The organism is Paraplanobispora takensis, from assembly GCF_016863195.1.
Classification (GTDB): domain Bacteria; phylum Actinomycetota; class Actinomycetes; order Streptosporangiales; family Streptosporangiaceae; genus Planobispora; species Planobispora takensis.
Map to the genome: position 1 here is coordinate 20,840 of NZ_BOOK01000072.1, position 18,848 is coordinate 39,687.

At 71.8% G+C, this 18,848-nt stretch carries 19 protein-coding genes; 15 read left to right on the plus strand and 4 right to left on the minus strand.

The window, feature by feature from the left end; genetic code table 11:
• Window positions 1–7: 7 nt before the first annotated feature.
• Both Pta02_RS37640 and Pta02_RS37645 read right to left on the minus strand, forming a co-directional pair.
• Entirely contained in the window at window positions 8–919 is a 912-nt protein-coding gene (locus Pta02_RS37640; protein ID WP_203879804.1) for a sugar phosphate isomerase/epimerase family protein, read from the minus strand.
• A gap of 9 nt (window positions 920–928) precedes the next feature.
• Window positions 929–3,028 (minus strand): PQQ-dependent sugar dehydrogenase, encoded by a 2,100-nt coding sequence (locus Pta02_RS37645; RefSeq protein WP_203879805.1) that lies wholly within the window; start codon window positions 3,026–3,028, stop codon window positions 929–931.
• A 301-nt stretch (window positions 3,029–3,329) separates the two neighbouring features.
• Here Pta02_RS37645 and Pta02_RS37650 point away from each other — a divergent pair, with 301 nt between their 5' ends.
• From Pta02_RS37650 to ligA, 5 genes are all read left to right on the plus strand, one after another.
• Window positions 3,330–4,022 carry a TetR/AcrR family transcriptional regulator gene (locus Pta02_RS37650; protein WP_239131540.1) on the plus strand — a complete coding sequence of 231 codons (693 nt, stop codon included), beginning with the start codon at window positions 3,330–3,332 and terminating at the stop codon, window positions 4,020–4,022.
• The gene (locus Pta02_RS37655; protein WP_203879806.1) at window positions 4,019–4,393 is read left to right on the plus strand and encodes a VOC family protein; all 375 of its coding nucleotides are present in this window, start codon (window positions 4,019–4,021) and stop codon (window positions 4,391–4,393) included. The genes Pta02_RS37650 and Pta02_RS37655 overlap by 4 nt, the downstream gene beginning before the upstream one ends.
• A gap of 81 nt (window positions 4,394–4,474) precedes the next feature.
• Window positions 4,475–4,789, plus strand: a complete 315-nt coding sequence (locus Pta02_RS37660) for a hypothetical protein (protein WP_203879807.1) — start codon at window positions 4,475–4,477, stop codon at window positions 4,787–4,789.
• A gap of 223 nt (window positions 4,790–5,012) precedes the next feature.
• On the plus strand, window positions 5,013–5,552 hold the full coding sequence (locus Pta02_RS37665; protein ID WP_203879808.1) for a GAF domain-containing protein: 540 nt from the start codon (window positions 5,013–5,015) through the stop codon (window positions 5,550–5,552).
• A gap of 111 nt (window positions 5,553–5,663) precedes the next feature.
• Window positions 5,664–7,757 carry an NAD-dependent DNA ligase LigA gene (gene ligA / locus Pta02_RS37670; RefSeq protein ID WP_203879809.1) on the plus strand — a complete coding sequence of 698 codons (2,094 nt, stop codon included), beginning with the start codon at window positions 5,664–5,666 and terminating at the stop codon, window positions 7,755–7,757.
• 91 nt (window positions 7,758–7,848) lie between these two features.
• Here ligA and Pta02_RS37675 read toward each other — a convergent pair whose 3' ends face one another.
• Window positions 7,849–10,062, minus strand: a complete 2,214-nt coding sequence (locus tag Pta02_RS37675) for a glycoside hydrolase family 3 protein (RefSeq protein WP_203879810.1) — start codon at window positions 10,060–10,062, stop codon at window positions 7,849–7,851.
• A gap of 152 nt (window positions 10,063–10,214) precedes the next feature.
• Here Pta02_RS37675 and Pta02_RS37680 point away from each other — a divergent pair, with 152 nt between their 5' ends.
• Window positions 10,215–10,790 (plus strand): TetR/AcrR family transcriptional regulator, encoded by a 576-nt coding sequence (locus Pta02_RS37680; RefSeq protein ID WP_203879811.1) that lies wholly within the window; start codon window positions 10,215–10,217, stop codon window positions 10,788–10,790.
• Between the two features lie 35 nt (window positions 10,791–10,825).
• On the opposite strand, the gene Pta02_RS37685 is transcribed toward Pta02_RS37680, so the two are convergent.
• Window positions 10,826–11,401 (minus strand): TetR/AcrR family transcriptional regulator, encoded by a 576-nt coding sequence (locus tag Pta02_RS37685; protein WP_203879812.1) that lies wholly within the window; start codon window positions 11,399–11,401, stop codon window positions 10,826–10,828.
• Between the two features lie 70 nt (window positions 11,402–11,471).
• Here Pta02_RS37685 and Pta02_RS37690 point away from each other — a divergent pair, with 70 nt between their 5' ends.
• The 9 genes from Pta02_RS37690 (at window position 11,472) to Pta02_RS37730 (ending at window position 18,798) form a co-directional block, all read left to right on the plus strand.
• Window positions 11,472–11,969, plus strand: a complete 498-nt coding sequence (locus Pta02_RS37690; protein WP_203879813.1) for an FBP domain-containing protein — start codon at window positions 11,472–11,474, stop codon at window positions 11,967–11,969.
• A gap of 287 nt (window positions 11,970–12,256) precedes the next feature.
• Entirely contained in the window at window positions 12,257–12,394 is a 138-nt protein-coding gene (locus Pta02_RS37695; RefSeq protein WP_203879814.1) for a putative ATP-grasp target RiPP, read from the plus strand.
• 79 nt (window positions 12,395–12,473) lie between these two features.
• Complete coding sequence (locus tag Pta02_RS37700; protein WP_203879815.1) at window positions 12,474–13,517, plus strand: MvdC/MvdD family ATP grasp protein; 1,044 nt, start codon at window positions 12,474–12,476, stop codon at window positions 13,515–13,517.
• A complete protein-coding gene (locus tag Pta02_RS37705; protein WP_203879816.1) occupies window positions 13,510–14,511 on the plus strand; it encodes a TIGR04500 family putative peptide maturation system protein in 1,002 nt (333 codons plus the stop codon). The genes Pta02_RS37700 and Pta02_RS37705 overlap by 8 nt, the downstream gene beginning before the upstream one ends.
• Window positions 14,496–14,693 carry a hypothetical protein gene (locus tag Pta02_RS37710; protein ID WP_203879817.1) on the plus strand — a complete coding sequence of 66 codons (198 nt, stop codon included), beginning with the start codon at window positions 14,496–14,498 and terminating at the stop codon, window positions 14,691–14,693. Before Pta02_RS37705 ends, Pta02_RS37710 begins: the two co-directional genes overlap by 16 nt.
• Window positions 14,690–16,852 (plus strand): peptidase domain-containing ABC transporter, encoded by a 2,163-nt coding sequence (locus Pta02_RS37715; RefSeq protein WP_203879818.1) that lies wholly within the window; start codon window positions 14,690–14,692, stop codon window positions 16,850–16,852. The genes Pta02_RS37710 and Pta02_RS37715 overlap by 4 nt, the downstream gene beginning before the upstream one ends.
• A 157-nt stretch (window positions 16,853–17,009) precedes the next feature.
• Window positions 17,010–17,321, plus strand: coding sequence for a hypothetical protein (locus Pta02_RS37720; RefSeq protein WP_203879819.1), 312 nt, complete (start codon window positions 17,010–17,012; stop codon window positions 17,319–17,321).
• A gap of 10 nt (window positions 17,322–17,331) precedes the next feature.
• The gene (lgt, locus tag Pta02_RS37725; RefSeq protein ID WP_203879820.1) at window positions 17,332–18,192 is read left to right on the plus strand and encodes a prolipoprotein diacylglyceryl transferase; all 861 of its coding nucleotides are present in this window, start codon (window positions 17,332–17,334) and stop codon (window positions 18,190–18,192) included.
• 87 nt (window positions 18,193–18,279) lie between these two features.
• A complete protein-coding gene (locus tag Pta02_RS37730; protein WP_203879821.1) occupies window positions 18,280–18,798 on the plus strand; it encodes a hypothetical protein in 519 nt (172 codons plus the stop codon).
• The last annotated feature ends 50 nt before the right edge of the window (window positions 18,799–18,848 follow it).

Sequence of the window (18,848 nt, forward strand, 5' to 3'; positions counted from 1 at the left end):
GGGGACCCTAGAACCGCAGCTTCCGCAGATAGCGGTATCCCACCTCCGCCGTCCGCCGGGGAGTCACGTCGGGGGTGTCGTTCTCGACGATGTACTCCCTCACCCGGTGCGCGTCGAAGACCCGCCGGAAGTCGATGGTGCCGGTGCCCAGGTCGGCCATGTCACCGTCGAGGTGGCGGTCCTTGACGTGATACTGCAGCACCCGCTGCGGAGCCCTGCGGATGACGTCGATCGCGAAGCGGACCGGATCGGCCGCGCCGCGCCCGACCCCGCCGGTGACCGCCCAGTAGATGTCGATCTCCAGATGGACCAGGCGCGGGTCGAGCTCGGAGGTGAGCACGTCCCACGGCGTCCTGCCGCCCCCGAGGTCGGTGGTGAACTCGTGGGCGTGGTTGTGATAGCCGTAGCGCAGCCCCGCCTTGCGGGCGGCCGCCGCCTCGACGTTCATCCGCTCGGCCCAGGCCTTCCACTGGTCCAGGCTGTCGGAGGCCAGGTACGGCACGACCATGTAGGTCTGGCCGAGGGTGAGCGCGTTGGAGATCTTGGTCTCCAGTGCGGCGTCGTCGGGGCTGATGCCGTCGTGGCTGGAGCTGGCGCGGATGCCCAGCCCGTCGAGGAACGCGCGCAGCTGCTGCGCCGTACGGCCGAAGTAGCCGAGCGCGAGCTCGACCTTCGGATAGCCGATCCCGGCCAGGTAGGCGAGGGTGGCGTCGTAGTTCTGCGCGAGGTCGTCGCGCACGGTCCACAGCTGGATGCTGATCTGGCCCGGCGGGACGCGGTCCCTGCCGTGGTGGGGCGGTGTGGCCGCGGCGGCGGGCGAGGCGGCGGCGAGGGCGCCGGCGGCCCCCAGGCCGAGGCCCGCGGCGAGCACGGACCTCCTGCTGGGGCGGTGACTGTCGGGACCGTAGCCGTAGCACATGGGCATCTCCTAGTTCGTGGGCCGGAGGACGACTTCGTCGCTGCCGGTCAGCGGGGGCAGGTCGGCGCCGCCGGGGTCGGTGTAGCTCGCCACGAAGACACCGGTGAGGTCGTCGCCGGGGTCGTGCCCGCCGGGCTCGGTGGTCTGGATGGAGCCCGTGCAGCCGCGGGCCGTGGTCTGCGGGTGACCGTGGTCGTCATGGCCGAGGACGTAGTCCACGGTCACCTCGGCGCAGTCCACCGGCTGGTCGTCGGTGATCCGCACCTCGAACTCCACGACGTCGCCGAAGGAGAACGGCCGGCCCTCGGCGGGCCGGACCAGTTCCACGACCGGCGCGGCGTTGCCGACCACGATCCGCACCGAGGTCGCCGCGGACATGCCGGCGGGGTCGGTGACCCGGAGCGTGGCGTTGTAGAGGCCGTTGCGCCGGTAGGTGTGGCTCGCCTCGGGGCTGCGGGAGTCGACCCGGCCGTCGGCGTCGAAGTCCCACGCGTAGCGGAGCCTGTCGCCGTCGGGGTCGGTCGTGCCCGCGCTGGTGAAGGCGACGGTGAGCGGGGCGTGCCCGGAGGTCACCGACGCCGCGGCGGCCGGGATGGGCGTGTGGTTGCCGGTGTAGCCGATGTAGTCGATGCGCGCGAGCTGGGCGTCGGGGTTCTCCTGGAAGAAGCCGTCGCCGTACTCCAGCACGTAGAGCGCGCCCTCCGGCCCGAACTCGATGTCCATCGGGTTGTCGAAGACGATCGAGGGCAGCACGTCCTCGATCCGCCGCCCGTTGCCGTGGAAGGCCTTGATGTAGTCGCGGGTCCACTCGTAGAAGAGCGGGACGTCGTCGTAGTACCTCGGCCAGGCCACGGGAGCGCGGCCGTGCGTGTTGCGCGGGTCGAACCGGTAGGCCGGACCGGCCATCGGGCCGATGCCGCCGGTGCCCAGCTGCGGGAACTCCGGCGAGAGCCCGTAGGAGTACCACACCTCGGGCTGGACCACCGGGGGCAGCTCGCGCCGGCCGGTGTTGCGCGGCGACTCGTTGACGGGCGCGGCGCAGTCGAACGGCGAGCCCGAGGCGCCGGTCGCGAAGTCGTAGTCCACGTACGGCAGCCGCGCCGTCGCGCAGTACGGCCAGCCGTAGTCGCCCGCTCTGCGGATGGCCGTCCACTTGCCGGTCCCCGCCGGGCCGCGCAGGGGGTCGGCCTCCTGCGCGTCGGGGGAGTAGTCGGCGACGTACAGCTCGCCGGTGGACCGGTTGATCTCGATGCGGAACGGGTTGCGCAGGCCCATCGCGTAGATCTCCGGCCGGGTGCCCCGGGTGCCCTGCGGGAAGAGGTTGCCGCGGGGGATCGAGTAGGAGCCGTTCTCGCGGACCTTGATGCGCAGGATCTTGCCGCGCAGGTCGTCGGTGTTGCCCGCGCTGCGCTGGGCGTCGAAGGCCGGGTTGCGGTCGGCGCGCTCGTCGATGGGGGTGTAGCCGCCGGAGAAGAACGGGTTGGTGTCGTCGCCGGTCGACAGGTAGAGGTTGCCGTCGGCGTCGAAGACGATGTCCCCGCCGACGTGGCAGCAGATGCCGCGGTCCACCGGCACGTCGATGACGCGCTGCTCGGTGCGCAGGTCGACGGTGCTCCCGGTGAAGCGGAACCGGGAGAGCCTGATCAGTCCCTTGAAGGGCGCGAAGTCCGCCGCCGTGCCGGTGAACGGTGCGTCGCCCTCGTTGACGTCGGGCGTCGCCGGGTCGTCGACGGGTGTGTCGAGCGGCGGGGAGTAGTACAGGTAGACCCAGTCGTCCTTCTTGGACCCCTTGCCGAAGCCGGGACTGAGGGCGACGCTCTGCAGTCCCTCCTCGTCGTGCTGGTAGACGTCGAGCCGGGCGGCCAGCGTGTTGAGACCCGTCTTCGGATCGTGCAGCCAGACCTCGCCCTTGCGGGTGGTGTGCAGGACCCTCGAGTCCGGTAACACCGCCAGGTCCATCGGCTCGCCCGGGTTGTCGTTGAGGGTCACCTTCTGGAAGTCGCTGTCGGGCGGCGGGGCCGCAGTGCCGCTGCCGGTGGTGGCGTGCGCGGCGGCCGGCATGAGGATCGCCGCAGCAGTCAGGGCCGCGATCGCGGTTCTCGTTCTCATGCCTCTCCCTTCGGTCTGCTCGGGGGGTAAGAGGGGGCAAATTAACGTGAATGTAACCCGTGTTATGTCAGAAGAGGAGGCCCTAATAACGACAGATAGGGACGCTTTCGTCTTTAGGCGGAGAAAGTCAAGGTCAGAACGGGTAATCCAGATGAGTCAGAACGAGCCGTCGGCATCAACGGCATCGGACGCCGGGGTGAGCGGTGCCCGAGGGCCTGGATGGGCCTTGCAGCAGAGGTTTCCGGAGTGAGTGCTCACTCACTCTTGATTGAGTGAGTGCTCACTCCGCAGAATGGGAGGCATGGCAGACACCACACCCCGGCGGCGAGCGCCGGCGATGAGCACCGAAGAGCGCAGGACGATGATCGTGGCCGCCGCGCTGCCGTTGGTCGCCGAGTACGGCGCCGCGGTCACCACCAGCCGGATCGCGCGGGCGGCCGGCATCGGCGAGGGCACCGTCTTCCGCGTCTTCGCCGACAAGGACGACCTGCTGAGAGCGTGCATGATCGAGGCGATGAACCCCGAGCACGTGCTGCGGGAGCTGGGCTCGATCTCCCTGGACGATCCGCTCACCGACCGGCTGGTCCAGGTGGCCGAGGCGCTGCAGGCCCACCTGGAGCGCATGGGCACGGTGATCGGCGCCCTGCACGTCTCCGGTCACCGCGTACGGCCCTCCGGAGACCAGTCCTCCGCCGACCGCTCCTCCGATGACCAGTCCTCCGCCGACCGCTCCTCCGGCGGCCGGCCTTCCGGTGACCGGTTCGACCCGGGCGGCCGGGAGGCCTCGATGAAGGCGACGCGCGAGGCCGTCACCGAGCTGATCGAACCCGACCGCGCGGCGCTGCGCCTGGAACCGGCGAAGGTCGCCGCGGTCTTCCTGCGGATGCTGTTCTCCCGCTCCCACCCCGCCTCCGGCGAGACCGCGATATCCCCGCGCGACCTCGTCGACATCCTCCTGCACGGCGTCGCCGCCGCCCCCGGGAGCGCCGGATGACCGTCACGCTGAACCACACCATCGTGCCCGCGGCCGATCACCGTCGGGCGGCCCGCTTCTTCGCCTCGATCATGGGCCTGCCGGAGCTGCCGCCCGCCGGCCGGCACGGGCACTTCGCCCCCGTGCGGGTCAACGGGCAGCTGACCCTGGAGTTCATGACCGTGGCCGACCCCGTCGGCGTGCACCTGGCCTTCGACGTCGACCCGGCCACCTTCGACGCGATCCTGGCCCGCCTGCGTCAGGCCGGCGTGCCGTACGGCAGCCGCCCCACCGAGCCCGGCAACGGCCGGATCGACCATCCGCTGTGCCCGCGCGGGCTGTTCTTCACCGATGCCGCCCGCAACCTGTACGAGGTGATGTCCCCGCGGTGATCGCCGATTCCGGCGCTGTCGTTCGGGTGACAAATCATCACAGCACGCTACTTTCCTCCATGACGGGGCAGAGGCCGAAGTATGGACCAGCCCTCGGAGCGCTTTCCCGCCGACACCTCCGGTCTCTCCCCGGCCGACAGGCGTTGCTACCAGGTCCTGAGTGAACTGGCCATGGGCGCGGCCATGACCGAGGCCCTGGCCAGGGAGAACCATCACGAGCTGGCGGCGGCCCACGTCCGCGCCGCCGACGCCTACCGCATGCTGGCCGTGGAGGGGGTGGGGGACGTGGCCGAGTATCTCCGGCTGGAGGACTGGCACCGGTCGTGCGCGAGGGTGGAGGGCCGGCTCGCCGCCGAGGCCGACCTCCGTTTCCCGGACACGCGCGGGAGCGCCTGACACGCCGAGGTCCCCAGGCGCCTGACGCGCAGAGATCCCGCAGGCGCCTGACACACCGAGGCCCCGCAGGCGCTTGGCGGCGTCGTCGCGTTCGGGACCAAAGTCCCTTCTTCGGGGTGATGTCTCAGCTCGCCCCGTCTCCGGCCGATCCGTGTCGTCGGAGGGCCTGCGTCCATTCACCCTCAGGGCAGGCCCTCCCACACATCCGAGCAGGAGATCCCCCATGAACACCGACATGACCACGCTGACCGACCTGGAGCGCCTGAGCGAGATCGCCCTCTACGATCTGACGGCTCCCGGGCTGCGGGAAGAACTGGACGACCTGGCCCGCCGCAGCGCCGAGCGCCTGGACTGCGCCGTCGGGCTGGTCACCATCCTGCTCGACAGCGCCCAGGTCTACATCGGTGCCCACGGCCTGCCGGCCGACGACTGGATGACGCAGGCCGGCGGCACGCCGGCCGAGTGGGCGTTCTGCCTGCGGGTGGTGCGCACCGGCCGGCCGTACGTGGTGACCGACGCGCCGGCCGACCCCCGCTACGCGGGCAACCCCCTGGTCGAGCTCGCCGGCGTGCGCAGCTACGCCGGTGTCCCCCTGATCGGCTCCGGCGGTCACGTCCTGGGCGCGCATTGCGTCAAGGACTTCCTCTCCCGTTCCCGTTCCTACGGCGAGGCGGAGTTGGAGGTCCTGCGTCAGGGCGCCGAGGAGGCGCTCACGGTGCTGAGCCGGTACCGCGACCGGCACCTGCTCGCCGGATCCTGCTGACCCCGTCGTCTCCGCCCCGGCCGGCGGAGGGAAGGACAGAGGGAAAGGCAGAGTGAGACAAGGGGAAGGGCGGAGGGAAGAATGTCGGCGGCGCCCGACAAGATGCCCTCCATGAACGACGCGCCTTCCCTCACCGTCCTGGCCGACCAGGCCGCCTACGCCGCGGCCGTGCAGATGGCTGTGGACGCCGCGGCCGCCTACTACGGCGACGGCACCTCCCCGCTGGACGACGACGCCTACGACCGGCTGGTGCGCGGCATCGAGGCCTACGAGCAGACGCATCCCGGCCAGGTGCTGCCGCACTCGCCCACCGGCAAGGTCGCCGGCGGCGCGGTGGAGGGCGACGTCCCGCACACCGTCCCCATGCTCAGCCTGGACAACGTCTTCTCCCCCGACGGGCTGGCCCGCTGGGTGGCCGGGCTGGAGCGCCGCCTGGGCCGGCCGGTCGAGGTGTGGAGCGTGGAGCCCAAGCTCGACGGGCTGGCGATCTCGGCCCGCTACCACCACGGCCGCCTGACCCAGCTCATCACCCGGGGCGACGGCAGCGCCGGTGAGGACGTCTCGCACGCGATCGGCACCATCGTCGGCCTGCCCGGCCGGCTCGCCGAGCCGATCACGGTGGAGATCCGCGGCGAGGTCATGATGACCGCCGAGCAGTTCGAGGCCGCGTGCGAAAAGCGCACCGCGCACGACGGCACCACCTTCGCCAACCCGCGCAGCGCCGCCGCCGGCACCCTGCGCGCCCAGGACCGGCCGTATGTCTGCGAGCTGACCTTCTTCGGCTACGGCGCGCTGCCGCTGCCGCCCGGCGGCGACTCCGAGCTGGCGACCCGGCTGCGCACCCTGCCGCACAGCCAGATCATGGACCTGGTCGCCGCCTGGGGCGTGCAGACCACCGCCGCCACCCCGGTCGCCGGGATCGTCGCCGCGACCGCGGAGGAGATCCAGGCCCGCATCGAGCAGATCGCCGCCGCCCGCGCCGATCTGCCCTTCGGCATCGACGGCATCGTCGTCAAGGCCGACCTGGCCGAGGATCAGGCCGCGGCCGGGTTCGGCAGCCGGGCGCCGCGCTGGGCGATCGCCTACAAGCTGCCCGCCACCGAGAAGATCACCAAGCTGATCGGGGTGGAGTGGAACGTCGGGCGCACCGGCATCATCGCCCCGCGCGCCATCCTGGAGCCGGTCGAGATCGACGGCAGCACCGTGACGTATGCGACGCTGCACAACGCGGCCGACATCGCCCGCCGCGGCCTGATGCTCGGCGACAGCGTGACCGTCTACAAGGCCGGCGACATCATCCCCCGCATCGAGGCACCGGTGGTGCACCTGCGCACCGGCGACGAGCAGCCGATCACCGTGCCGCAGGTCTGCCCCAACTGCGGCGACGGCATCGACACCTCCCAGGAGCGCTGGCGGTGCGTGCGCGGGCGCGAGTGCCGCGCGCTGGCCTCCATCGTCTACGCCGCCGGGCGCGACCAGCTCGACATCGAGACCCTGGCCACCTCCCGCATCCAGCAGCTGCTGGAGGCCGGCTTCATCACCGACTTCGCCGACCTGTTCTTCCTGAACCGCGAGCAGGTCCTCACCCTGGAGCGGATGGGCGAGGCCAGCACCGACAAGCTGCTGGCCGCCATCGAGACGGCCAGGACCCGCCCGCTCAGCCGGGTGTTCTGCGCGCTCGGTGTCAGAGGAACGGGCCGGTCGATGTCGCGGCGGATCGCCCGGCACTTCGCCGCCATGGAGGCCGTCCTGGCTGCCGACGCCGAGGCGATCCAGGCGGTCGAGGGCATGGGCAGCGAGAAGGCCAAGCTCATGATCGAGGAACTGGCCGAGCTGCGCCCCCTGATCGACAAGCTGATCGCCGCCGGGGTGAACATGACCGAGCCCGGCGCCACCCCCGCCGCAGGCGCGGCTGCGACCGTCGACGGCGTCGATGACGCCGCGGCGGCCGCCGAGTTGCCGCTGGCCGGCATGTCGGTGGTGGCGACGGGGGCGATGACCGGCCCGCTGGCGGCCCTGTCGCGCAACCAGGTCAACGAGCTCATCGAGCGCGCCGGCGGCAAGGCCTCCTCCGGCGTCTCGGCCAAGACCGGGCTGCTGGTGGCGGGGGAGAAGGCCGGCTCCAAGCGGACCAAGGCCGAGGACCTGGGTGTGAAGATCGTCACTCCGGAGGAGTTCGCCGAGATGGTCGCCGCCCACCTCTGACATCCACTCAGCTGCGGCGCCCGCCTCTGACGCTCATCCATCTGTGCCGCTCGCCTGCGGCGGGGGCTCACCTGAGCCGCCCCCGCCCGGCTCAGGTGAGCTTGAGCTCGGCGGGTGCGACGACGGCGTCCGGATCCCCGGCGTAGGCGGCGGCCTCGACCACGGCCGTCGGCGAGGCGGGGACGAACCCGGCGGCCGTCCACCGCAGCAGCGGCCTGGTCGAGGTCGGTACGGTGACCCGGGCCGACTCGCCGGCCGCCAGGCCGACGGCGGCGAAGCCGAGCAGGACCCGGGCGGGGAAGTCGTCGGCGACCGGGTCGACGCCCTCGGGCCTGCCGTACAGCTGCACGACGTGGCGGCCCGCGCGCGGGCCGGTGTTGGTGACGGTCACGCTCGCGTGGAAGGCGTCGCCGTCGGGAGTGCCGAGGGTCAGGTCGGTGAGGGCGAAGCTCGTATAGGACAGCCCGAACCCGAGGGGGAAGGCGGGGACGTGCCCGTCGCGGTCCAGCAGCCGCTGGCCGTACCACTTGTCGTAGGTGATCGCGGTGGCGTCGCGGTCGAAGGGCGGCAGGTGCTCCTCGGAGACCGGGACGGAGTACGGCAGGCGGCCGGCGGCGTCGGCGTCGCCGAGCAGCACGTCGGCCAGGGCCCGGCCGCCCTCGCTGCCGGAGTACCAGGACACGAGTACGGCGGGCACGGTGTCGCGCCACTCCTCGGTGATGACGGCGCCGGCGGTCACGATCGCCACGACGGTGCGGGGGTTGGCCGCGGCGACGGCCCGGATGATGTCGGCGTCGATCGGCCGCAGCCGCAGGCCGGCGCGGTCACCGCCGGCGCTCAGCCCGCCGGCGGCGTTGACCTGGAGGGCGCCGGGATCGGCCAGCGTGGACGCGAACCGCCTCCCGTCGGGGTCGTCGCCGACCGGGGGGAACAGCGCCAGCAGCGCCGGGTCGGAGAACATGTCGCTGCCGACGTACTCACCCTCGTCCTCGGCGGTGTAGCCGACGACGAGGACGGCGGCGTCGGCGCCGGCCGCCGCCGCGGCGGCCGCGGCCGGGTCGTCGCCCGCCGCGTGGACGATCCGGGTGCGGGGGAGCGCCTCGGTCAGGCCCCGCAGCGGGGTGACCACCTCGGGGGCGCGCACGTCGGAGGAGCCGTGGTCGCCGGTGTTGGCCATGTCGGCCAGCCGGCCGATCACCGCCAGGCAGCCGAGTGAGTCGCGGTGCAGCGGCAGCACGGGAGCCTCGCCGACGACGTCGTTCTTGAGCAGCACCATGCCGCGGGCGGCGACCTCGCGGGCCAGCGCGCGGTGCCCGGCGCCGAACACCACATCGAGCGGCGGCTCGGCCTCGGCGCGGGTGGCGTAGTGGAGCAGCTGGGTGCGCAGGACGCGGCGGGCCGCCCGGTCGACGTCGTCCCAGGAGGCGCGGCCCTCCTCCAGGTCGTCGGGCAGATACCGGGCGCGCTGCTGCCGGAAGGGCTCCTCGACGTCCAGCCCGGCGCGCAGCGAGGCGGCCGCGTCGCGCAGGCCGAAGATGAAGTCGGAGACGGTCACGCCCGCGAAACCCCACATCCCGCGCAGCACGCCCTCCAGCAGGTGCTCGCTCTGCCCGGCCCACTCCCCGTTGACGGAGTTGTAGGCGGTCATGATGCCCGACACGCCCTCTTCCACGACCCGGCGGAAGTGCGCCAGATAGACCTCGTGCAGGGCGGCGTCGTCGGCGGTGACGTCGACCTTGAAGCGCGCGTTCTCCATGGAGTTGAGCGCGTAGTGCTTGGCCACGGCCATGGCGTTGCGCTGCACGCCGCGGGTCAGCGCCGCGCCGAACTCGCCCAGCAGGAGGGGGTCCTCGCCGTAGGTCTCCTGGGCGCGTCCCCAGGCGGGATGGCGGGGCAGGTTGACGCACACGCCGCCGAAGAAGTTGCCGCCCTGGGCGCGCACCTCCAGCCCGATCGCCGTGCCGACGCGCTCCTCCAGGCTCACGTCCCAGGTGGCGCCGCGGGCCATGGAGACCGGGAAGGCGGTCGAGTTCCCCATGACCACACCGCGCGGGCCGTCGGAGAACAGCAGGCCCGGGATGCCCAGCCGGTCGATGCGGCCCATCGGGATGGGAGCGCGGTTGTAGCCGTTGGTCATCGTGTCGGCCATGCCCTGCCAGAAGGGCAGGTCCCCGTCCAGCAGCCACAGGCGCTCCCGCGGGGTGAGCAGGTCCAGCAGTTCCCCGGCCGCCTCGTCCACGGACCGGCCGTCGCGCACGGCGGCGAGGGCGGTGGAGAAGGCGGTCGCCGGTGAGGTCGTCGACATGGCGCACCACTTTCCGAGCAGTTTTCCGAGAGGTTCCCGAGAGGTCCCGAGCAGTTCCGATCAGGCGCAACACGCTTATCTACCAAACGGTAGATAAGCGTAGGCTGGTAGCGTGATCGAGATCAACCCCGTATCCCGAGGAGCGTCCCCACATGCCTCCCGCCACCGGCCGGCGCCGGTTGCCGCTCGCCGAACGCCGCGAGGAGATCCTGAAGGCGGCCACCGAGCTGATCGCCGCCTCCGGATTCAAGGGCGTGACCCTGGAGGCTTTCGCGGAGGCCTGCGGCATGACCAAGGCCGGGCTGCTGCACCACTTCCGCTCCCGTGACGACCTGCTCATCGCGGTGCTGGAACGCCGCGACGAGCTCGACCTGACCACCGTCGTCGACACCCTGGAGCCGGTGTCCGGCCCCGCCGCCTCCCGGATCGTGATGACCCGGTTCGTCCGGCGCAACCTCGGCCAGCGTTCACTCGTGCAGCTGTACACCGTCCTCGCCGCCGAGGCCGTCGACCCCGCCCACCCCGCCCACGACTACTTCCGCACGCGCCTGCGCGAGGGCCGCGCCATGCTCGAACACTCCCTGCTGTCCTGGCACCCCCGCCCCGACCTGGCCGCCGTGGAACTGCTCGCCTTCCTCGACGGCCTGCAGCTCAACTGGCTCCGCGACCCGGACATCGACTATCTCGCCCAGTGGCAGTCCTTCGCCGGCCGCTTCTTCGCCGTCTGACAGTGATGATGTGGATAAGCACCTCCCGGCGGCTCTCAGTCCGCCGGCCAGTTCCTGAGGGCGACGTCCAGGGCGTCCAGGATTCTGGACCAGGAGGCGTCCACGTCGCCGGTGTGGGCGAAGCCTCCGGCGATCTCCAGGGTCACGTAGCCGTGGAAGGTGCTGCTCAGCAGGCGCACCGCCGGCGTCTGCTCGGCCTCGGGCACCCCGTAGCCGCGCAGGATCGCGCGGGTCAGCTCGGTGTGCCGGCGGCCCGCCGCGACGATCTCGGGCGTCGCCTTCCCCGGGTCGAGCCGCGGCTGGGTGGCGGCGTAGCGGCCCGGATGAGCCTTGGCGAACTCGCGGTAGGCGCCGGCGAAGGCCACCAGGGCGTCCTTGCCCGCCCGTCCGGCCAGCGCCGCGGCGACCCGGTCGGCGAGTTCGTCCAGCACCAGGGCCACGACTCTGAGCCGCAGGTCCTCGACGTTCTTGACGTGCGAGTACAGGCTCGCGACCGTGACGCCGAACCGGCGCGCGAGCGCCGAGGCGGTCACGTTCTCCAGGCCGGCCTCGTCCGCCATCTCGGCCGCCGCCCGGGTCAGGCGGTCGGCGGTCACCCCGGCACGCGGCATGCGCCGTCCCTCGCTTCCTAAAGGCTTTAAGAATTTGGATAATACCTGTAGGTCGGCTAGCTTCCCTCCCGTGAAACCGCTGACCGAACGTGACATCCGTACATCCTTCGTCAACTGCTCCAAGGGCGAGGCCGGCCGGCTGAAGCTGCCCGAGGACTTCGCCGAGCTGCCCTGGGAGGACCTGGACTTCCTGGGCTGGCGAGATCCCGGCGCCCCCGGGCGCGCCTATCTGGTCGCCGAACGCGAGGACCGCGTGACCGGCGTCGCGCTGCGCGCGGTGTCCGGAGGCGGGCGCGCCTTCACCGCGCGCAGCATGTGCTCGCTGTGCCTGACCGTGCGCACCGGCGGCGGGGTGGCCCTGATGACCGCTCCGCGCACGGGTGAGGCCGGGCGTCAGGGCAACTCGGTGGGGGAGTACCTCTGCGCCGACCTGGCCTGCTCCCTGTACGTCCGCGGACGCAGGCGGTCGGCCGCCGAGGGGGACTTCGAGGAGAGCATCTCCCGGGACGAGAAGATCGCCCGCATCCGGGGAAACCTGACCGTCTTCCTGGACAAGATCACCCGATAGCCGGACGGCCTAGCTCGATGGGATTAATCCCCACAAAGGCGACTTTCAGCTTTATATCACTTGCAAGGTGCTTGCATCGGACCTGCCGGAAGTGATGGAGCGGCCTGATCCCCCTCAAGCGCGACCCCTCTGAACTGGTGGTTCGGGAGTGACAAGTGTGATGAAAGGTGCGTTTAAGAAAACGGCAAGTAGCACCATCTAATGTCATTCCTCGTAAGCGGGTCACCGAGTCGGATACCCGGAGAAAAACACCAAACGCCGTTTATATCGGCGAAGGGGGAAACAACATGTCGAAGATCAGCATCGATGACATCCCGTTCGAGGGCGCGGAGCTCACCGAGGCCGAGCTGGGCGAGGTCTCCGGCGGCCGGATGAGCGTGTCCTGGAAGATCGGCGGCAAGCCGGCCGAGTGGGTCATCAGCTGACCTCGAACTGACACCACGGGGTGATATGCGGCGGAGCGGGTCCTCCCGCTCCGCCGTTTCCTCTGCGACGGGAAAGATCATGATCCTGATACTGAGCGACCGGCGGGACGACGCGGTCGAGCTGGTCCTGCCGAAGCTGGAGCAGCGCGGAGCGCGGGTGGCCTGGTGGGACCCGGGCGACTTCCCCGCCCGCGGCAGGCTCACGGCCGCCTTCGCCGGCGGCGGTCACCGGATCGTGCTCGACACCGGCGCCGAGCGGCTGGACCTGTCCGAGGTGCGCGCGGTGTGGCGGCGACGCCCGAACGCCCCCACCCCTGCGGAGTCCGTGAGCGAGCCCTCCCACCGCCGCCACGCGATCTGGCAGGCGGAGTTCCTGCTCGACGGGGCGTGGGAGCTCGCCCCCGCGCGCTGGCTGCCCTCCCGCAGGGACGTCGAACGCCGGGCGCACAACAAGATCATTCACATGGCGCAGGCGGCGGCGCTCGGCTTCCGGGTGCCGGAGACCGTCTACACCAACGACCCCGCCGAGCTGGTGCCCGCCTACGAGCGCGCGGGCGGCGGCCTGATCGCCAAGCAGATCAACTCCGACGAGTTCACCGTGGACGGCGCCGAGCACCGCGCGTACACCACCGTCCTGAACCGCCGCCACCTCACCTCTCGCCACCGCCTCCAGCACGAGCCGGTCATCCTGCAGCCCTACGTCCCCAAGGCCGTGGAACTGCGCGTGATCGTGGTGGGCGAGCGCGTCTTCGCCGCCGAGATCGACGCGCGGGCCTCGCGCACGGCCAGGGACGACTGGCGGCACTACGACGACGACCGGGTGCGCTACGCCGCGCACCGCCTCCCGGACGCGCTGGAGCGCGCGTGCGTGGAACTGACCGCCTCCCTGGGCCTGACCTACGGCGCCATCGACCTCATCCTCAGTCCCGACGGGGAGTACACCTTCCTGGAGATCAACCCCAACGGGGCCTGGGGCTTCGTGGAGCAGCGCGCCGGGCTGCCGGTCGGTGACGCCATCGCCGACTGGCTCGTGGCGGCGGACCGTACGGCGGACAACGCGATGGACGGCACAGCGGACGACACGGTGGACGACACGGTGGACGGAAAGACAGATCATGAGTGACTTCGGAACCGCGCTCGAATCCGGGACGCGGCTGCTGCGCGGCCTGCCCCGCCGGCGGGCGCACGTGGCGCAGGCCAGGCGGGAGGCCGCCGCGTGGGCGGCCGACCATCCAGGCCTCCGGGCCCAGCTCGTCGTCGACGAGCGGCCCGGAACGCCGGTGGTCGACTTCGACCTGCTGCTGGAGCACCCCGAGGGCGGCACCGTCGCGCTCACCGCGCAGGCCGACGACGGCGTGCCCTGGCTGATCGACCACTCCACCCACTGGGCGGCCGGCCAGCTGGTCACCGTGGACGAGGTCCACCTGTCGGTGGCGCAGGCGCTGACCATGATCCGATCGCTGTCGCGCCGCGACACGACGCCGCACGACGAGATCGTCGACCAGTGCCTGATCCTCAACGAGGTCGCGGGCGACGACGGGCCGGTCCCCGGTGAGGAGCTCCAGGCCGCCGCGGACGAGTTCCGCCGGGGCCGGGGCCTGCACGACCGGGCGGGCACGCTGGCCTGGCTGGCCGAGATGGGCATGACGCCCGCCCAGTTCGAGGACTACATCGGCGGCATCGCCCGCCGCCGGAGCTTCCGCCGCCGCAAGGAGGCCGAGCTAGGCCCGGCCCGCCTGGCCGCGTGCCCCGGCGACTTCGACCGGGTCCGCGCCGTCTGGATCACCGGCCCGGAGCGGGCCGTCACCGACGCCGTCGCCGGACTGGCGACGCTCCGTGACGAGGGGACCGCCGCTCTTGCGGAGTTCGACGGCGAGGTCGAGACGGTGATCGCCGAGCGCTTCGCCGTCGACCTGCCCGCCGTACTGGCGGACGCCGTACCCGGAGCCGTCGCCGGACCGGTGCCCCACGGCGGAGGCTTCCTGGCCGGAGTGGTCCTGGGCCGTACGGCCGTGCGGCGGGACGAGCGCACGCTGGCCGCCGCCGGGCGCGTGGCGTTCGCAGAGTGGCTGGCCGAGCGCCGCCGCGAGGCCACGGTCGAATGGCACTGGTCGTGAGCGAGGGCATCTTCCGGGAGGAGTCGCTCCGCCGCCACCGGAACGCGGCGCGGCGGGGCCGTACCCGGCTGACGATCCGCACCGGCACCCTGGTGGCGCTGTGGGCGGCGGTCGTGGTGCTGGTGGCGTTGGGCGCCGTGTTCGTCGCGGTGCTGCACGCGCGGATCGGGGGCGCGGCGTGAAGCGCGTCCCCGTCGTGCTCCAGAACACCGCCACCGAGTGCGGGGCGGCGTGCCTGGCGATGGTCCTGTCCCACCACGGCCACCGCGCCTCCCTGCAGGAGATCACCGACCGGCTGCAGATCGGCCGGGACGGCCTGAGCGCGAAGGCGCTGCTGGAGGGCGCCCGGGAGTGCGGGCTGAAGGCCCGCGCCTTCTCCCTGAGCCCCGCCGACCTCGCCCGCGTGCCGATGCCCGCGGTGGTCCACTGGGAGTTCAACCACTTCGTGGTCGTCGAGCGCTGGTCCCCGGACCGCGTCGACGTCGTCGACCCCGCCCGGGGCCGTCGCCGGCTCACCGCCGAGGAGTTCGACGAGGGCTTCACCGGCGTGGTGCTCGCCTTCGAGCCCGGACCCGGTTTCCAGCCGGGACGCTCCAGCGCCGGTACGGCCTGGCGGCGTCGGTTCCTGCGCACGCTGCTGGTGCGCAGGAAGGGCCTGCTCGCCCAGGTGGTACTGGCCTCGTTGCTGCTCCAGCTGCTCGGCCTGGCGCTGCCGCTGTTCTCCGAGGCGCTGGTGGACCGGGTGCTGCCCGGCGGCGACGGCGGCCTGCTGACCATGATCGGCCTCGGCCTGGCCCTGGCCGCGGTGACCCAGTTCGCCGTCGGTTGCCTGCGCTCGGTCCTGCTGGTCTCCGTCCGCGCGGGCGCCGACGCCGAGCTGACCGAGGGAGTGGTCTCCCATCTGGTCGCCCTGCCGTACCGCTACTTCACCCAGCGCGGCAAGGGCGATCTGCTGGCACGGGCCGGGAGCGTGGCGGTCCTGCGGGAGATGCTCACCGGGCAGGTGCTGTCGGCGCTGCTCGACGGGCCGCTCGCCCTCGGCTATCTGATCCTGGTGTTCGTCTGGGACCCCGTCGTCGGCGCTTGCCTGCTCGGGTTCGCGGCGCTGCAGGTGCTGCTGCTCCTGCTCACCGCCCGCCGGGTCGACCGGCTCACCCAGGAGGAGCTCAGCGCCTTCTCCGCCACCCAGAGCCGGCTCGTCCAGGCCATCGGCGGCATCGAGACGCTGAAGGCCTCGGGGGCGGAGCACCGCGCGGTCGAGCAGTGGTCGGAGCACTTCACCGACCAGCTGAACGCCGACGTCCGCGGCGGCCTGACCCAGGGCCTGCTGGAGGCGGCACTCGGCGCGCTGCGCCTGCTCGCCCCGCTCGCCCTGCTGTGGGTCGGCGCGTGGCGGGTGCTCGACGGGGAGCTGACCCTGGGCGCACTGCTGGCCCTGAACGCGCTCGCCGTGGCCGCCCTCACGCCGATCGCCGCGCTGATGAGCAGCCTGCAGGGCCTGCAGCAGGCCGGGGCGCACTTCGACCGGCTCTCCGACATCCTCGCCTCCGAGCCCGAGCCGGCCGCCGGGATCGAGGTGGTCAGGCTGCGCGGCTCGATCGAGCTGCACGGCGTCGGGTTCCGGCACGACCCCCGGGGACCGTGGACGCTGCGCGGCGTCTCCGTGAAGATCCGCGCGGGGCAGAAGGTCGCCCTGGTCGGCCCGTCCGGAGCGGGCAAGAGCACGCTGGCCCGGCTCCTGCTGGCCCTGTACACCCCCACCGAGGGACAGGTCAGCTACGACGGCGTATCGCTGCCGCAGCTCAACCTCCGGTCCCTGCGCAACCGGTTCGGCGTGGTCAACCAGGACCCGTCGCTGTTCACCGGCTCGATCCGGGAGAACATCGCGCTCAACGACCCCGAGGCGCCGATGGAGCGGATCATCGAGGCGGCCGAGCTGGCCTGCCTGCACGAGGAGATCTGCGCGATGCCGATGGGGTACGAGACCATGCTCGTGGAGGGCGGCGGCCTGTCCGGCGGCCAGCGGCAGCGCCTCGCACTGGCCCGCGCGCTCCTGGCCCGCCCCCAGATCCTGCTGCTCGACGAGGCCACCAGCCACCTCGACAGCACCACCGAGGCGCAGATCGAGTCCAACCTCGGCTGGCTCACCCAGACCCGCATCGTGATCGCCCACCGGCTGAGCACCGTCAAGGACGCCGACCTCATCCTGGTGGTCGACGACGGGGAGATCGTGGAGCGCGGCACCCACGAGGGCCTGCTCGCCCGGGGCGGCCGCTACGCGAAACTGGTGGCGGCACAGACGGCCGGCGCCGCCGGACTCCAGGTCGAGGCGGGACTTTAGGCGGTACGGCTCTGCGTACGGCGGGCCGGGGTCAGAACGGGAGAGTGTGCCGGCGGGCTCCGACGCGGTCGTAGATCGCGCGCAGCCACGGCTGCCGGACCTGCGGCAGCCGTGCCAGCGTGTGGAGGAACACCTCCAGGTCAGGCCGGAAGAGCCGGTGCGGCAGCGGCGGCGGCGGATCGTCGCGACGGACCTGCGGGGGCACCCCGCCGCCGCCAAGCCGGCCGAGGTGGAGCAGAAGACCGCCGGCCTCCGGACGGTCAGGGAGACGCTGCTGCAGGCTGTGGCGGCCGGATACGACGATCTTGCGGCCTGTGCGGCCAGCCCCCGCCGTCCGCTGCCGTTCGCCGAGCCGGACGAGGGGGAGCGCGTGCCGCCGACCGCCGCCGGGGCTCCGCGCCGCCAGGGCGGTGAAGGCCTGGAAAATATGGACTTCGGTGGGATGTGTACGCGCGGATGGCTGCACTAGATTGCCTGCTATGTCGCTTGCCAGCATTCCCAGTCCCTCCGAGGGGGTCTGGTATCTGGGACCGCTGCCCATCCGCGGTTACACGGTCTGCATCATGCTCGGCGTCGTGGTGGCCGTCGTCATCGCCGAGCGCCGCTGGCGGGCTCGCGGCGGGGCGCCGGGAACCATGATGGACCTGGCCGTATGGGGGATCCCGTTCGGCATCGTGGGTGCGCGGCTGTACCACGTCATCACCGACTGGCAGCTGTACTTCGGGCCTGACGCCCCTCACCGGCCGATCGACACCATTCTGATCTGGAGCGACTCCGGACCCGGCTGGCGCGGTCTGGGCGTCTGGGGCGCCATCGCCCTGGGCGCGGTGGGCATATGGATCGCCTGCCGCCGCCGGGGCATCGCCCTGAGCGCGGTGGCCGACACCGTGGCCCCGGCCGTCGCCATCGGTCAGGCCGTCGGCCGGTGGTGCAACTACTTCAACCAGGAGCTGTTCGGCGGCCCGACCGACCTGCCGTGGGGACTGGAGATCGAGGCCGGCCGCCCGGGAACCGTGCCGGGTGTCTCCACCTACCACCCCACGTTCCTGTACGAGTCGCTGTGGAGCCTGGCTCTGGGGCTGCTGCTGATCTGGGCCGGCCGGCGTTTCACGCTGCAGCACGGACGGCTCTTCGCCCTGTACGTGGCGGGCTATACCGCGGGCCGGTTCTGGATCGAGGGCCTGCGCGTCGACCCGGCCAACGAGATCCTCGGGATGCGGCTGAACCAGTGGACGTCGATCGTCCTGTTCCTGGGCGCGTTGGCCTATGTCTACCTGACCCGGAACAAGGACTCCGAGGAGTCTCTGGGCGCCGAACGGGTCCCCGCCGGGGTGAAGTGATCCCACCCGCCGCCGCCCGCCGCCGACGGCGGGACCGGATCGCGGCCCGGGGTGTTCCGCCTCCCGTGACGCGGTCATCATGAGGGCGTGAGACTGGATGCCCATCCGCTCATCCGGCTGTCCAGCGCGTTCCTGGGAGCCATAACGATCACCCTTGCCGTGTTGTGGGCGCGGGTGGTGCTCGCCGGCGACGGAGCGCTGCGGCCGGAGCACTTCCTGCGTGCGCAACCGCCGTACCTGCTGCTGACCATCGCGGTGTCCGTACCGCTCCTGCTGTACGGCGGAGTGATCGCGGTGCGGGCCCCGACGCTGGGCATCACCTGTGATGACGGCTTCGTCGTGATAAAGGGCATGCTCAGAACTCGCCGTGTTCTCGTGGAACGCGTCACCGACGTCCACCAGACCGCCGCGGGAAAGGCCGGGCTGTACTGGGAGGACGAACGCGGATGGCCGAAGCGGACCCGGATCGGGGTGTTCTCGATAGCTTCTTCCAGCTCACCGCGGGAGGCGGGGTACCTCGTCGAGTACAACGCCTCGTGTCTCCATCTGCTGAAACAGTGGATAGACCAGAACGCCGGACCGGGCAGCGCGTACCGCCGCCGATGAACGGCGGACACCGGAGAGCCGGTGAACCGATGCCGCTCAGGGAACGCAGG